This is a genomic window from Exiguobacterium sp. s36 (assembly GCF_018618345.1).
Classification (GTDB): domain Bacteria; phylum Bacillota; class Bacilli; order Exiguobacteriales; family Exiguobacteriaceae; genus Exiguobacterium; species Exiguobacterium chiriqhucha.
Genome location: NZ_JACSLW010000001.1, coordinates 516,283 through 531,183 on the forward strand (window position 1 = coordinate 516,283; position 14,901 = coordinate 531,183).

Consider the following 14,901-nt stretch of genomic DNA (forward strand, 5'->3'; position numbering starts at 1 on the left):
TTTGTCAGTCTTTCATCCAGTATAGCAAAAAGTTCAGAAAAACGGACGTGTTCCAGAAATTTGGAACACGTCCGTCTCATAAGTAACCGATGTATGGACCCGGGTCGACCGCATTCGGTTGCCCTGGCGCCCATTGTCCGCGATGTAATTCGAAGTGCAGATGCGGGCCTGTCGACCAGCCCGTGCTGCCGAGCGTACCGACGGTCTGTCCGGCGCCGACCGTTTGCCCCGACGTGACCGTAATCGCGTCGAGATGGGCATAGACGGTCGTCCATACTTCCCCCCCAACGATATGGGACACGAAGACGACGTTGCCGTAACCGGTCGCCGGGGCCGCCTTGATGACGATGCCTGGTGCCGCCGCGACGATCGGTGTCCCGGTCGCATTGACGAGATCGATGCCACGGTGCGACTCCGCCACGCCCGTGAGCGGGTTTTGGCGAGGGCCGAACGGGCTCGACACGTAGCCGGATACCGGCCGCACGAACGAGGTCGCCGGTCCCGTCACGTTCGTCGGGGTTTCCGCAGGCGGTGGGGTTATTGGAGCAGGCGCTGGGGCGGTCGGCGCTTTGTCGTCTGCCCGCTTGTCCGCTTCCGCTTTGGCATCAGCCCGTGCTCTCGCCTCTGCCTCGGCTTTTGCCTGCGCTTCCGCTTGTGCCTTGGCCTTCGCTTCGGCCTCGGCGCGGGCGGCGGCTTCCCGCTCCGCTTGGGCGATTGCTTCGAGTTGACCGGCGATGATCCGGCTCTGCTCACTCATGAGCGCCTGTTCTTCTTCACGGCTCATCTTCTCAAGCTCCAGTAGTTCGACTTGTTCGTTCAGTTCCGACAACAAACCCTGCTTTTGTTCGGCGGCGACGTCGAGCGCCTGTTTCGTCACGACGAGTTCCCGCTCTTTCTGTTTAAGGAACGAGAGCTGGGTCCGCTGCCGTGCTTCGAGCGCTTCGAGCCGCTCGACTTCACTCATGTAACTATGTATGAGGTCCCGGTCCTGATCGGCAATCGTCTGCGCGGTCAATAACCGCGTTACGAAGTCTCCGAATGAACGGGACTCGAAGACGACTTGGAGATAGGACTGGTCCTCATGTACTTGAAGCACACGAAGACGCTCACTAAGGAGCGCCTTCTGGCTTTCGAGGTACTGCCCTTGGGCAGTGAGTTGATCACGGGTTTCCTCGAGCTCGGTGCGCGCCGCGTCCGCTTCTTCCTGTTGGACGGCGATCTGTTCACTTAAGCCTTCGAGACGTTCATTGACGGCACGGATTTCTGTCGTGACTGCATCACGTTCCGCCTCGGTGACTTCGAGCTCGGCGTCCGTCTCGTCTTGCGCTTTCTTGGATTCCTCCAATTGATTGGATAAACGATCTTGTCGTGCTTTCAGCGTGTCTTTCTCCGTCGCCCATACAGGCGAGGCAAGTAGCGTCAAACTCAATCCAAGCGCAAGCGAACGTTTCATCCGCCAACTCCTCCTCATATTTAAATTAGATTAGACTTTCAAGAATCGACCGAGCGATGTCGTCGAACCCCAGATCCCGATGAAGGCACCGAGCGCTAAGAGGACGAGTGACACTTGCGTCGTCAAAATCGATGGATCAATCAATTTAAATATATCACTATTCAGTTGATCTAGCGATGGTTGTAAAGCACTATATGCGACATCATAACCGAAGTAGATGACCGCGATCGGGATGAGCGCACCGAATACACCGAGGAGAAGTCCTTCGATGAAGAACGGCCAGCGAATGAAGCTGTTTTTCGCTCCGACGAGACGCATGATCTCGATTTCGCGACGGCGTGAGAAAATCGTCATCTTGATCGTGTTCGAGATGAGGAACATCGCCATGAGCGTGAGACCGACGATCAATACGAGTCCGCCGATGCGAATCCCGTTGAAGAAGGCGAACATCTTGTCGATATAGTCCTGTCCATATGTGACCTTATCGACGTTAGCGAGCGATTGCACCGCATCAGCGACCTTCTCCGTGTTGAGCGGGTCTGACGCTTTGACGATATAGCGGTCGTGGAGCGGGTTGTCCTTCTCGACCGTCCCGTAGGCGTTCGCATCTTCCCCAAGTTGGTTGCGGAAGTTCTCCAGTTCATCCTCTTTCGAGCTGAACGTGACCGATTCGACGCCTGGAATCTGCTCTAAGTTCTCACCGAGCTTCTCGACGTTCGCTTCCTCCGCGGTCCGGGTAACGAATACTTGAATCTCGACGTCGCTCTCGACGTTCTCTGAAATCTCATTGACGTTGAACATGACGAGGGCGAATACCCCGACGAGTAACAAGGTGATGGTAACGGCACTGATGGCCGCGAATGTCATCCAACCGTTGCGTAGTGTTCCCTTGAACCCTTCGCGCAGATGACGTAATCCACTTTTAAATATCATAGCCATATGCTCCTTTCTCTTCATCGCGTACGACTTTCCCGTTCTCGATCGCGATGACGCGATGGCGGATCTTGTCGACGATATCACGGTTGTGGGTCGCCATGACGATGGTTGCACCGCGACGGTGAATCTCTTGGAACACTTCCATGATGCCCCAAGCCGTGTCCGGGTCTAAGTTACCCGTCGGCTCGTCGGCGATGATGAGCTTTGGCTTATTGACGATGGCACGAGCGATCGACACACGCTGTTGCTCCCCACCCGATAGTTCATCCGGATAGTTGCGCGCCTTGTGTTTCAGTCCGACAAGGTTCAACACGTCCATGACCTGCTTGCGCATCGTGTTCGTGTCGGCCTGTACGACTTCGAGAGCGAACGCGACGTTCTCATATACCGTGAGTGACGGTAACAACTTATAGTCTTGGAAGATGACGCCGAGTTGACGGCGTAATTTCGGGACGTGGCGGTTTTTCAACTTGCCGACGTCAATCCCGTCAATCAAAAGAAGACCGCTCGACGGTTTCTCCTCCCGATAAATCATCTTCATAAACGTCGATTTCCCGGCGCCGGATGGTCCGACGACGTATAAGAACTCGCCGTCTTGAATCTCTAACTCGAGGTCATCGACGGCGACGACGCCGTTTGGATATACTTTGCTGACTTTTTGCATCGAGATCATAACGTATTCCCTACCCTTTTTATATATTTTTCATGCATCTATCACGTTTCATGCATCTATGACGAAGACTGGATTAGTTAGTTAAGTGAATATTTTCGTCTAGCCTCTGTTCTACACGATAAGCACTCGTCCTGTCAAGGGACCCTGTTCGTGCCCACCTGTCCGAAAAAGGCGACAGACGATATAGTTCAAGCGCCTACAATTATAGCAATCGGACTTTTAAATAACCATTACAGGAATGTTTCAGTTGGATTGAGTTCGGTGTGAAATTGTCGTGTTGAAGACAGATTTCACGACTCGGACACAGATAATGAAACGCACATTCAAAAGCTATCCGCGTTCGCAACTCCCTTGCTTCAATCACTGACGATCCAGATTCAGTCGAGATTGAAGGAAACAAAAAAACCACGAGTCGCCTCGTGGTTCCCCATGATTATTTTTTCTCGGCGAGCCAAGCGGCGACAGCCGTGATTTCTTCTTCGTCCTCAATCACGTTCGCAGGCATAGCGCCTTTCCCGTTTTTGATGACTTCTTCGATTTCACTGGCCGATAGACGTGAACCGACGTCCGCTAGTTTCGGACCGCTCATCCCTTCTAGATTTGCGCCGTGACATGCCGCACAGTTTTGTGCGTAGACCGCTTCCGCGTCGACCGACGCCGTGTTGGCGCCGTCCCCGTTGCTCGTCGACTCTTCTTCATCGCCACCGCCGCACGCACCGAGCGTGAGCATGGCGCCAAGTCCAATCGCCATCATCCATTTCTTCATAATAGGGTTCCCCTCCTAAGTTGTAGAAATAACCTACTTTTACCATTATAGCCGTTATGAACCGCTTTCTAACCTAACTCACGAAAAATACACAAAGATTCCACAACTTAGGGAACGTTGATATAGCGTTTGTCCGACGTGAACCCTTGCCCCATCACCTCGTGCGCCTCACTGAAGATGAGGAACGCATCGGGATCGATGCGGCGAATGATTTCTTTCAGCCGGCTCACTTCGTTCTGGCGGACGACGACGAGGAGCATCGGGCGCTCGAGTCGCGAGTACGCCCCGATTGCTTGAATCTCCGTCGCGCCCCGATCGAGCTCATCGAAGACGGCGCGCGTGATGACGTCCCGTTTCTCTGAGATGACATACGCCATCTTGTCCTGCGTGAAGCCGAGCTGGACGAAGTCGATCATCTTGATCGTAATGAAGAGGGCGATCAGTGCATACAGTCCCGTCGTGAACGAGAACGTGACAGCAGCGACGAGGACGACCGCCCCGTCGAGGATGGCGATACAGAGGTAGAGCGGGATGTGGGTGAACTTATGTAAGATTTGCGCGAGCAAATCCATCCCACCGGTCGAGGCCCGTCCCCGGAAGATGAGCCCGAGACCGATGCCGACGCCGGCCCCGCCAAAAATGGCCGCGAGCAATGTGTCATTGACGGCCGCACCCGCGTCAATCGCTTCATAAAATAAGATCACGCCCGGTAAAAAAATCGACCCGACGAGTGACTTCACGCCGAAGCCTAGCCCGAGAATCATCCAGCCGACGAGGAGGAGCAACACGTTCGACACGAGCTGGAACGCCCCTGGCGAGATGTTGAACAGCTCGTACGTGATGATTGAGATCCCGCTGACGCCGCCCGAGGCGAGGTTGTTCGGCAATAGGAACAAACTGAACGCCGAGGCGACGAAGACGGACCCGGTCAGTAAATAGATATAGTCTTTGACGATTTGCTTCATTAAAGGTTTTCTCCTCTACATACAACGTGGCCCAAAGACGTCAGTCCTTGAGCCACTTGCATCACATATTTGTCTTGCGGAGGTAAGCGTCGATGAAGCCCATGATGTCGCCATCCATGACGCCGCTCGTGTTCCCGACTTCATAACTCGTGCGGTGGTCCTTGACCATCGCGTACGGGTGGAAGACGTACGAACGGATTTGGCTGCCCCAACCGATGTCTGTCTTCTCGCCGCGGATCTCATCGAGTTTGCGTTGCTGCTCGTCGAGTTCGCGTTGATACAGTTTTGCCTTGAGCATCTTCATCGCTGCTTCGCGGTTCTTGATTTGCGAACGCTCGGCTTGACACGAGACGACGACGCCCGTCGGCACGTGCGTGATCCGGACGGCCGAGTCGGTCGTGTTGATGTGCTGACCGCCGGCGCCTGACGCGCGGTACGTATCGATCCGGAGGTCTTCGGTCTTCACTTCGATTTCGATGTCGTCATTGAATTCCGGCATGACGTCACACGAGACGAACGACGTATGGCGGCGGCCCGACGAATCGAACGGCGAGATGCGGACGAGACGGTGAATCCCTTTCTCCGCCTTCAAGTAGCCGTAGGCGTTATGCCCGACGATGCGGAGCGTGACCGACTTGACGCCGGCTTCTTCGCCCGGCAGATAGTCGACCGTTTCGACTTTCCAGCCTTGCTTGTCCGCGAAGCGTTGGTACATCCGAAGCAGGAGCGAGGCCCAGTCTTGCGACTCGGTACCGCCCGCCCCCGGGTGAAGCTCGAGGATTGCGTTGTTGGCGTCGTACGGTCCGTTCAAGAGGATTTCGAGTTCGAACGCGTCGAAATCGGCCTTGAGCGCCGTGACCATCTCTCCTAATTCACCTTGCATCTCGGCGTCCGGCTCTTCTTTGATCAGTTCGAGCGTGACTTCGCCGTCTTCATGCCCATCGGCGAGCTCTTGGTATTTGTCGACCATCGCTTTGAGCGCGTTCGACTCGTCGATGACTTTCTGAGCCTTCTCTTGGCTGTCCCAGAAGTCTGGGTACGTCATCTCGTTCTCTAGCTCGGCGATGCGGGCCTGCTTCTCTGTCAGGTTGAGCGATTGGCGATAATTCTCGAGGCGTTTCGCCATCGCCTCGAGTTCGTTGCGAATATCTGAAATTTCCATAGTGTAGGTCACCTTTCCGTAGGAAAGAGGCGAGCGGACTCGCCTCTTTCAAAATTAAGCCTGTTGTTTGCCGTGGCAGTTTTTGAACTTCTTGCCTGAACCACACCAGCACGGGTCATTGCGCCCGAGCCGTTGGTCTTCCGTGCGACGGACCGGCTTTTTCTTGAGCGGCGTGTCGTCCTTGCCAGACACCGCTACTTCCTCCTCGACAACTTTCTCGCGTCGGAGGTTGTCGCCGACTTCGGCACGGAGCACGAAGCCGGTCACTTCTTCGGAGATGGCCACGTTCATCGCGTCGAACATGTTGACGCCTTCCGCCTGATACTCGCGGAGCGGGTCGTTCTGTCCGTAGGCACGCAAGTGAATCCCTTGACGGAGTTGGTCCATATGGTCGATGTGTGCCATCCAGTGTGAGTCAACGGCACGGAGCACGATGATCTTCTCGAACTCGTTGAAGCGTTCCGGCGGCGCGAGTTGGCGTTTCGCCTCATACTGCGCGGTCGTGCGTTCGCTCAAGAGCTCGATGATCTCTTCGCGCTCTTTGCCGTAGAAGTCCTTGCCTTCGACCGGCTGCTCGAGGGCGAGCGTCTGGTTGGCCCAGTGCGCGAGCTCGTCGATGTTCCACTCTTCCGGCACGAGCTCGAGCGGCGTATATTGCGCGACGCCCGTCTCGACCGTCTCTTGAATCATCGAACGGACGATGTCCGTGACCGATTCGTTCTCGAGGATGCTGGCCCGGTCTTTGTACATGACTTTCCGTTGGTCGGCCATGACGTTATCGTAACCGAGGAGCTGTTTCCGAGCGTCATAGTTGTTCCCTTCGACACGTTTCTGGGCCGACTCGACCGCTTTCGAGACCATACGGCTCTCGATCGGTTGCGTGTCGTCCATGCCGAGGCGCTCCATCATGTTCTGGAGGCTGTCCGTCCCGAAGCGGCGCATGAGCTCATCTTCGAGTGACAAGTAGAACTGGGATTTACCCGGGTCCCCTTGTCGTCCGGCCCGTCCACGGAGCTGGTTGTCAATCCGGCGTGACTCGTGGCGCTCGGTCCCGACGATGTATAATCCGCCGAGCTCGATGACGCCTTGGCCGAGCTTGATGTCGGTTCCGCGTCCGGCCATGTTCGTCGCGATCGTGACCGAACCTTTTTGGCCGGCGTTCTCTACGATTTCGGCCTCACGGGCGTGGTTCTTCGCGTTCAAGACTTCGTGTTTGATCTTCTTCTTCGAGAGAAGCTTGCTCAAATGCTCCGACGTCTCGACGGCGACCGTCCCGACGAGGACCGGTTGTCCCGTCGCGTGGGCTGCCATGATTTCTTCGACGACGGCTTTGAACTTGCCGTCCATCGACTTGAAGATGAGATCCGAACGATCTTCCCGAAGGATCGGTTTGTTCGTCGGGATCGTCACGACCTGCATGTTGTAAATGTTACGGAACTCTTCTTCCTCTGTCTTCGCCGTTCCGGTCATCCCGGCCAGCTTCTCATACATACGGAAGTAGTTCTGGTACGTGATCGTCGCGAGCGTCATCGATTCACGCTGAATCTCGACGCCTTCTTTCGCTTCGATCGCCTGGTGCAACCCTTCCGAGTAGCGGCGTCCGTCCATGACCCGACCGGTGAACTGGTCGATGATCATGACTTGGCCGTCACGGACCATGTAGTCGACGTCATGATGCATGACGGCGTTGGCACGAAGGGCGAGCCCGACGTGGTGGTTGACCGAGACGTGCTCGATCGCGAACAAGTTGTCGATGCCAAAGAACTTCTCGGCGAGGTCGACCCCTTTGTCCGTGAGGAGAACCGACTTCGTCTTCACGTCGACCGTGTAGTCGTCCTCGATTTTGAGCGTGCGGACGAAGGCATCGGCACGCGTGTAGAGCTCTGTCGATTTTTGAGCCGAACCCGAGATGATGAGCGGGGTCCGGGCTTCATCGACGAGAATCGAATCGACTTCATCGACGATCGTGAAGTAGAGCTCGCGTTGGACACGGTCTTCTTTATAAAGGACCATGTTGTCACGCAAGTAGTCGAAACCGAGCTCATTGTTCGTCGAGTAGGTGATGTCACAGTTGTAAGCCGCTTGCTTCTCGACACGGTCCATGTTCGACACGTTGAGGCCGACCGAAAGGCCGAGTGCGAAGTAGAGCGGTTCCATGAGTTCTTTGTCACGGCGGGCCAAATATTCGTTGACCGTCACGACGTGGACGCCGCGGCCCGTGAGCGCGTTCAAATATACCGGAAGAGTTGCGACGAGCGTCTTCCCTTCCCCGGTCTTCATCTCAGCGATGTCACCGTTATGGAGCACGTAGCCCCCGATGAGTTGGACGCGGTAGTGGCGCATGCCGAGCACACGCTCAGACGCCTCGCGACAGACCGCAAACGCTTCTGGCAAGATATCATCAAGCGTCTCACCCTTGTCCAAACGCTCCCGGAACTCAATCGACTTCGCCTGAAGTGCTTCGTCAGACAATGCCTTAATCGGTTCGGCGAACGACTCGACGAGGTCGGCCGCTTTTTCTGCTTTTTTCAATACTCGTTTCTGTGGAGCAAATAAATCTTTCAAAAAGTTCGCCATACGCTTTATCTCCTCTGCATTCACTGAAAAATGCATGTTTTTTCCCTAATGTACAGTTTAACCGAAGTGACCCTCGCTTTCAAGGAAAGGCCAAACGAAACGGCCCTCCGAGTTGGAGGGCCGTGTGGTTTCAAGGTTGAATTATTCTGGTTCGATCAAGCCGTATTTCCCGTCTTTACGACGATAGACGACGTTCGTGTTGCCCGTTTCTGCGTCTGAGAAGACGAAGAAGCTGTGGCCGAGCATGTCCATCTGAAGAATCGCTTCTTCCGTATCCATCGGTTTGAGCGTGAAACGCTTCGTCCGCACGAGTTCGAGTTCTGCCTCGTCCTCGTCGTAGACGACCACGTCCTCAGGACCTTCGAGTGACTTGAAGTACTCGCCGATACCGCCATCTTTGGCACGTGATTTACGGTTGAGTTTCGTTTTGTGCTTACGGATTTGACGTTCCAATTTATCGACGACGAGGTCGATCGCCGCGTACATGTCGAGGTTTGTTTCCTCAGCACGGAGCAACAAGTTCGGCATCGGGATCGTCACTTCCACTTTTTGCTTCTCGTTGTACACTTTCAAGTTGACGTAAGCCGTCTGTGCATCCGTAGGAGTTGTGAAATACCGAGTCAATTTGTCCAACTTTTTCTCGACATAGTCTTGAATAGCTGGTGTGACTTCAATGTTTTCGCCGCGAATGTTATAAATCATCTGAACTCCTCCTTAAAATAACCGCTTGACCCAATGATTCGTCGATGTGGACCGAATCTCCTGCTTCATTTCTGAAAAGAAAGTGGAACCAGGTGGCTCATTTATAGTATACCCCGAATTCAAATCGTTTGAAAACGTTATCATCAGAAAACAATGACAATTTTGTTCCGATTGCGTCGTCTTCAACTTGAATCGGCGGTATAAAAAGAAACTACCCGTTCTGCCCGTTCTTAAACGCGATTTTGATTCGAAGGACGCTATGTAAGAAAAATAAAAAGCCGGCTCCACGAGGGAACCGGCTTACGGCTTGAAATTATAATTTTGTAACGTTAGCCGCTTGTGGGCCACGCTCGCCATCAACGATTTCAAATTCTACCTCTTGACCTTCGTCAAGTGATTTGTAGCCGTCAGTTTGGATTGCAGAGAAGTGTACGAATACGTCTTTGCCGCCTTCTACTTCGATGAATCCAAAACCTTTTTCTGAGTTAAACCATTTTACTTTACCTACCATGTGTAAATCCATTCCTTTCACCATTGAAGAATACAGAGGCTTTCCCTCTATCGGTAATCTTACCACCTTCTTGGAAGCGTGACAAACACTTTCTCATATTTTTGTAAATGAATCGTCTTTTGGCTTACATTGGAATTCTATTCCCCTACTTTTCATATAGAGATATTGAATTTACATATTTTGTGATATATCATGGAAGGGATGATTTAGGTTTGTACGCCATTTGGGCGAGCCGAGCCTGAAAATCTAATACGAAAAGGACGGTGCAGCCATATGCGCCCCTACCATTCCGAGGAAAAGTACCGTATTACGAAGCGGACGGTGGCCATCCTGCCTTGTTATGAGATGTCCGCGCAATCGCGCGTCATTCTCGAGGACGGCAGTGAAATCACAACCCCGCTCCGGCCCTACCAGCTCCTGCAGCTCTCATGCCGCCAGTACAGCAGTTCGATTGAGGAGCGCATCTTCGTCGCAAAGCGCGTCGCCGGCATCAAAGGCAAAGTGCCAGTCGTCATCGAACCGACGTCCGGTCTCGTCTTTTTCCCGACGATGTCCCCGAAGCGACCTGAGTGTGAATGGTACGCCTGGTCGCACGTCCGTGACATCACGAGTGACCCGATCGAGTCGAAAGGCTTGGTCGTCACCCAGAACGGTCACCGGATCACCACGAACGCGACCTCATACGTCCTCCGCAATCAATTGAAAGCGACGGGCGAACTCGTCGCTCGGTTCCAACAATTAAACCAGAGCGCAACGCTCAACTCTTGACCCTTCCGTCGATTCGACGGGAGGTTTTTTTCTGCCGGTTTCGCTTCACTTTTTGAAAAAGAGGTCGATATATTGTTCGAGGTGACAACTATGCAAATCCAAGCCCCCATGACCGCGGCCGTCGCGGTCACAGCCGGCATCCAGACGAATCGCATCTATAAAGCCGAGCTCGTCAAACAGACCGGACCCGACTCCGGGATCGTCAAAATCAATGGCGAGCACGTCGAGGTCACGTTCGAGGGCGGGCTCCCGAAGACGAACCCGTTCCAACTGACGCTCGCCGAACAAGACGGCCAGCTCATCGCGACGATCGTCGTCAAACCTGAACCCGAGACGCCGGACATGCCGAGCGGTCAACCGGTGAAACTCGATACGAAGATTCAGGCGTTGCTCGCATCGCTCCCGCCCGAGGTCCGGAGTGCCGTCAGCCGTTTGCTCCAATCAGGACGGCTGCCGATGAACGAGGACACGGTGCGTCTGCTCGAGACCGTCTTTAAAGGCGACATGCGCGATGCCGTCCTCTGGCTGAAGACGGTCGAGGCGCCGACGCTCCCGCGTGATGTCGCGCGCGACCTCGCCGTCGCGTCATTAGATGAAGCGAGACAACAAATGAAACCACCGCCACCTGACGCGCCGTATCCGCAGAAAGAACGGTTCATCGAGCACGTCAATCTGTCGCGTCCCGTCAGCGAACGTTTGACGCCGACACCGGAGACGGTCGACCGGCTCATCAACGCGTTGCCGGAGCCGCGCCCGACGCGAATCGAACCGCGCGAGGCGTTACCGCCCGTCCTCGGACGACCGGTGCTCGTCAAAGAAGTGACGTCACATCTCGCGAACGTGACGAACACGTTTAGAAGCGAACAAGTGACGGTCACGAAACAGCTCGGCCAAGTCGCCGCCCTCGTCGAGACGAACCCGCATCAGGCACGCCCCGCACTCGAGACGGTATCGACCCGCTTGACGCAACTCATCCAAAAGACGGACGCCTTGTTACATACGAGCGCGACCCAAGAGAAGGCGCTCGTCGCGATGACGGCGAAGCTCGACGTCGCCCTCGGGCTGCTGTCGACGAAACCGGCCGAGAGCGCCGCGCTCATCAAAGAAGTGCGCGCCAGCTTGAACGAGTTCCGCTACGTGCCGAACCACGTCCGGCTCGAATATATTCCGCACCAGGCGACCCGCGCCGGCGAACTGCCGCGCGTCACGCCGTTCAAAGTCGACCCGAACCTATCGGGCCGCGTCATCCAAGAGACGGCGCAGCGCGTCCAGGCGTCGACGTTGTCATTGAAACCCGACGCGGCGACACCTGAAGCGCAACGGCTCGCCTCGTTCTTCCAAGTCCAACAGACGTTAAACCGGTTGGACGGTGGGCAGCTCCATCAGCTCATCCTCGCCTTGCCGGCGAAAGTCCAAGAGATTGACACTGGCATTCACGTCCATATCCAAAACCGGGAGGCCGGGGACGTCGTCGACTGGGAGAACAGCGTGCTCTATATCCGGCTCGAGACGCCGCGGCTCGGCGAGATTGGCGTCAAGCTCGAAGCGATCGACCGGAATCTTCGGCTCACGCTCGAACACGATGACCCGACCGTCGAGGCACTCGCGCGTCCCCTACTCGGCAACATCGAGACAACGCTCGAGGCGATCGGTTATCGCAGTGTCACAACCCAGTTCCGCCCATTGACGAAGGCGGACCGACCGGAGACCGAGCGTCCTACGCTCGAGACGACCGGCTATGATTTCCGCATCTAGGAGGCTGTTATGTATCAACGCATGGATTTGACGAAACGCAAGACGGCCGCCGTCGTCCGCTATGATGAGACGATTGACCGCGCTCCGGTCGTTGTCGCCCGCGGAACGGGCGCCGTCGCCGATAAAATCTTAGATGAGGCGAGATCACGCGGCGTCGCCATCGAGCATGACCATTCGCTCCTTGGCCACCTGCTTGACCTCGACCTCGGGGACGCGATTCCGCCCCAACTGTATGACGTCATGGCCGAAGTGCTATTACTGATTGAAGAACTCGACACCATCAAAGGAGACCCATCATGAACCCGAACCGACTATACGAAATGAGCCCGGAAGAGCTGACGCAAGCGATGCTCCACGCGCTCGTCTATCACTATGAACAAGCCAAGACGGCCACCATCGCCGAACGCAACCGCCATTTGCGCCAAGCCCGCGAACTGCTCGCGAAGCTCCACCAAGGACTTCACGACGGCGGCGGCATCATCTCGGCCCAACTCGATGAGCTTTACTTGTATATGGCCAAATCGAGCCTCGAGGCGTTGATTGAACAAGACATGGACAAAATCGAGGAGCTTCACGGCCTCGCGACCGAGCTCGACCAGACGTGGGCCGAGGCGATCGAGAACGCCCGACTCCAACCCGTACCTTCAGGAGGAAACCGTTATGAAAATTACCAATAACGTTCAGGCACTGAAAGCGTATTCGTCGCTCACGGTCAACCAGGCGACGATGAAGAAGACGATGGACCGCCTCTCGAGCGGTGTCCGCATCAACAAGGCGTCCGACGACGCGGCCGGGCTCGCCATCTCCGAGAAGATGCGCATCCGGCTCGACTCGCTGTCGATGGCCGAACGCAACACGCTCGACGGCATCTCGCTCACGCAGACGCTCGAAGGCGGGATGAGCGAGACGCACGCCATTCTCCAGCGGATGCGCGAGCTGTCGGTCCAAGCGTCGAACGGGACACTGAGCGGTGATGACGCGAAGGCGATTCAAGACGAGATCACGGCGCTCACGGATGAAGTGACCCGGATCGCCGAGACGACCGAGTTCAACTCGAAGAAGATCATGAACGGCGACTTTATCGCCGGCAATGAGACGCTCTTCTTCCAACTCGGGGCCGGTAGCGGCGAAGGCGTCGTCTTGAACGTCGACGACATGCGCGCCGGCGCGCTCGGGATTGACGGACTTGACGTGACGACGCAAGGAGGTGCCAATGACGCCATCGCCAAGTTCGACGCCGCGATTCAAAAGGTCTCGCTCGAACGTTCGAAGCTCGGTGCCATCCAGAACCGTCTCGAGGCGAACGTGAGTGTCGTCACGATCGGGTCTGAGAACTTGACGGCTTCCGAGTCCCGCATCCGCGACGCCGACATGGCGCGCGAGATGATGGACTTCGCCCGCCTCAACATCTTGAACCAGTCCGGCATGGCGATGATCGCCCAATCGAACGCATTGCCGCAAGGCGTGCTACAATTGTTGAACTAACTTAAGGAAGGACGGATTCTATGGACATTCGTCGCATCATGGAGACACAATCGCTTCACGGCGCCGGTAAGGCGAAACGCCCCGAGGTCGAGCCCGGCGTCTCGTTCCAGAACGTCATCGGCCAAAAGCGGGAGGACCGCGAGCACGAGCGTTTCCAACGCCAAATCGCGGCCATCCACGAGAAAGGCGAACTCCTCGCCGAGAGCCAGACGGTCGAGTCGCTCGCTGAATATAAACAGCTCATTAAAGACTTTATGAAAGACGCCGTCGACGCGGCACTCCGACTCGAGGACAAACGCGGCTTCAACCGCCGTGGTCGCGCCAAGATTTATAAGATCGTCGAACAGGTCGACCAGAAGCTACTCGCCTTGACCGATCAAGTCATCTCGGGCGAGGCGTCTCGTTTGTCACTCCTTGACCAAGTCGGTGAGATTCGCGGCCTGCTCGTCAACGTATACGTGTGAGGTGAGCCCATGGCAGAACATATCTTTTCGAAAAAAGTGAAATGTCCGTATTGTTTGAAACAGAGCGAGACGCCGCGCGTCCTGTCGCGCCACATTCGGCCGCAGGAAGTCGCGAAGGACGGATATACGACGTACGATGGCGCCAACCCGTACTTTTATGAGCCGACCGTCTGCAGTCACTGTCACCTCGTCTTTCACGATTCGTTCGATAAGGTGCGGAAGACGCATCGTGAGGCGCTCGAGAATGGCTATTTCGACCGGGTGAACGCGGAGGCGCTCACGGGCGACCGTTCGGCCGATCACGTCATCCGGCTCTACAAGTTCGCTGTCGTGACGGCCCAATTGAGCGGCCAAAAACCGTCCGTCGTCGCCATGCTCGGCATGCGTCTCGTCTGGATGTACCGCTTGACGGGCGACGAGTCGTCCGAGCGAGAATGGATGAAGCGGACGCTCGACAAGTACAACGAGGTACAGGAGGCGTACACGGATCAAATCCGGACCGGCCTCCCATATGACCAGCTCATGCTGCGGATCGCCGACTTATCGGCCGCACTCGGTCTATATGAGGACGCGAGGCGCTGGTATGGCATCTTGCTCGGCAGTAAGGAAGTGTCGGAGCGAATCCGTACCCAGGCCCGGTCACACTGGGAAGATTTTCGAATCGAACACACCTAAAAGGGAGAG

At 55.7% G+C, this 14,901-nt stretch carries 16 protein-coding genes; 7 read left to right on the top strand and 9 right to left on the bottom strand.

Going from position 1 to position 14,901, the window contains the following annotated elements; all coding sequences use genetic code 11:
- Nucleotides 1–76 precede the first annotated feature (76 nt).
- The 9 genes from KNP95_RS02570 to cspD all read right to left on the bottom strand — a co-directional run bounded on the left by KNP95_RS02570 (nt 77) and on the right by cspD (nt 9,745).
- Nucleotides 77–1,453: a murein hydrolase activator EnvC family protein gene (locus KNP95_RS02570; RefSeq protein ID WP_214835282.1), complete on the bottom strand. Its 1,377-nt coding sequence runs from the start codon at nt 1,451–1,453 to the stop codon at nt 77–79.
- Between the two features lie 30 nt (nt 1,454–1,483).
- Nucleotides 1,484–2,386: a permease-like cell division protein FtsX gene (ftsX, locus tag KNP95_RS02575; protein ID WP_214801290.1), complete on the bottom strand. Its 903-nt coding sequence runs from the start codon at nt 2,384–2,386 to the stop codon at nt 1,484–1,486.
- On the bottom strand, nt 2,376–3,062 hold the full coding sequence (gene ftsE / locus KNP95_RS02580) for a cell division ATP-binding protein FtsE (protein WP_021065417.1): 687 nt from the start codon (nt 3,060–3,062) through the stop codon (nt 2,376–2,378). Before ftsE ends, ftsX begins: the two co-directional genes overlap by 11 nt.
- Before the next feature lie 433 nt (nt 3,063–3,495).
- Entirely contained in the window at nt 3,496–3,828 is a 333-nt protein-coding gene (gene cccB / locus KNP95_RS02585) for a cytochrome c551 (RefSeq protein WP_029595036.1), read from the bottom strand.
- A gap of 107 nt (nt 3,829–3,935) precedes the next feature.
- Nucleotides 3,936–4,793, bottom strand: a complete 858-nt coding sequence (locus tag KNP95_RS02590; protein WP_021065415.1) for a YitT family protein — start codon at nt 4,791–4,793, stop codon at nt 3,936–3,938.
- Between the two features lie 61 nt (nt 4,794–4,854).
- Nucleotides 4,855–5,955 carry a peptide chain release factor 2 gene (gene prfB / locus KNP95_RS02595; RefSeq protein ID WP_021065414.1) on the bottom strand — a complete coding sequence of 367 codons (1,101 nt, stop codon included), beginning with the start codon at nt 5,953–5,955 and terminating at the stop codon, nt 4,855–4,857.
- A gap of 54 nt (nt 5,956–6,009) precedes the next feature.
- Nucleotides 6,010–8,532 carry a preprotein translocase subunit SecA gene (secA, locus tag KNP95_RS02600; RefSeq protein ID WP_058764159.1) on the bottom strand — a complete coding sequence of 841 codons (2,523 nt, stop codon included), beginning with the start codon at nt 8,530–8,532 and terminating at the stop codon, nt 6,010–6,012.
- A 141-nt stretch (nt 8,533–8,673) separates the two neighbouring features.
- The gene (gene hpf, locus KNP95_RS02605) at nt 8,674–9,234 is read right to left on the bottom strand and encodes a ribosome hibernation-promoting factor, HPF/YfiA family (protein WP_021065412.1); all 561 of its coding nucleotides are present in this window, start codon (nt 9,232–9,234) and stop codon (nt 8,674–8,676) included.
- A gap of 313 nt (nt 9,235–9,547) precedes the next feature.
- Nucleotides 9,548–9,745 (bottom strand): cold-shock protein CspD, encoded by a 198-nt coding sequence (gene cspD / locus KNP95_RS02610; protein WP_021065411.1) that lies wholly within the window; start codon nt 9,743–9,745, stop codon nt 9,548–9,550.
- 273 nt (nt 9,746–10,018) lie between these two features.
- On the opposite strand from cspD, the gene KNP95_RS02615 reads away from it, so the two are divergent.
- From KNP95_RS02615 to KNP95_RS02645, 7 genes are all read left to right on the top strand, one after another.
- Complete coding sequence (locus tag KNP95_RS02615; protein WP_029595033.1) at nt 10,019–10,513, top strand: competence protein ComK; 495 nt, start codon at nt 10,019–10,021, stop codon at nt 10,511–10,513.
- Between the two features lie 90 nt (nt 10,514–10,603).
- Nucleotides 10,604–12,268: a hypothetical protein gene (locus tag KNP95_RS02620; RefSeq protein ID WP_251138446.1), complete on the top strand. Its 1,665-nt coding sequence runs from the start codon at nt 10,604–10,606 to the stop codon at nt 12,266–12,268.
- 9 nt (nt 12,269–12,277) lie between these two features.
- Nucleotides 12,278–12,568: an EscU/YscU/HrcU family type III secretion system export apparatus switch protein gene (locus KNP95_RS02625; RefSeq protein ID WP_131472867.1), complete on the top strand. Its 291-nt coding sequence runs from the start codon at nt 12,278–12,280 to the stop codon at nt 12,566–12,568.
- A complete protein-coding gene (locus tag KNP95_RS02630) occupies nt 12,565–12,945 on the top strand; it encodes a flagellar export chaperone FliS (RefSeq protein ID WP_214756754.1) in 381 nt (126 codons plus the stop codon). Before KNP95_RS02625 ends, KNP95_RS02630 begins: the two co-directional genes overlap by 4 nt.
- On the top strand, nt 12,929–13,753 hold the full coding sequence (locus KNP95_RS02635; protein ID WP_214835286.1) for a flagellin N-terminal helical domain-containing protein: 825 nt from the start codon (nt 12,929–12,931) through the stop codon (nt 13,751–13,753). Before KNP95_RS02630 ends, KNP95_RS02635 begins: the two co-directional genes overlap by 17 nt.
- A gap of 20 nt (nt 13,754–13,773) precedes the next feature.
- Nucleotides 13,774–14,217 (top strand): YaaR family protein, encoded by a 444-nt coding sequence (locus KNP95_RS02640; RefSeq protein WP_214801279.1) that lies wholly within the window; start codon nt 13,774–13,776, stop codon nt 14,215–14,217.
- A gap of 9 nt (nt 14,218–14,226) precedes the next feature.
- Nucleotides 14,227–14,892 (top strand): DUF2225 domain-containing protein, encoded by a 666-nt coding sequence (locus KNP95_RS02645; protein WP_214835288.1) that lies wholly within the window; start codon nt 14,227–14,229, stop codon nt 14,890–14,892.
- Nucleotides 14,893–14,901: the final 9 nt, after the last annotated feature.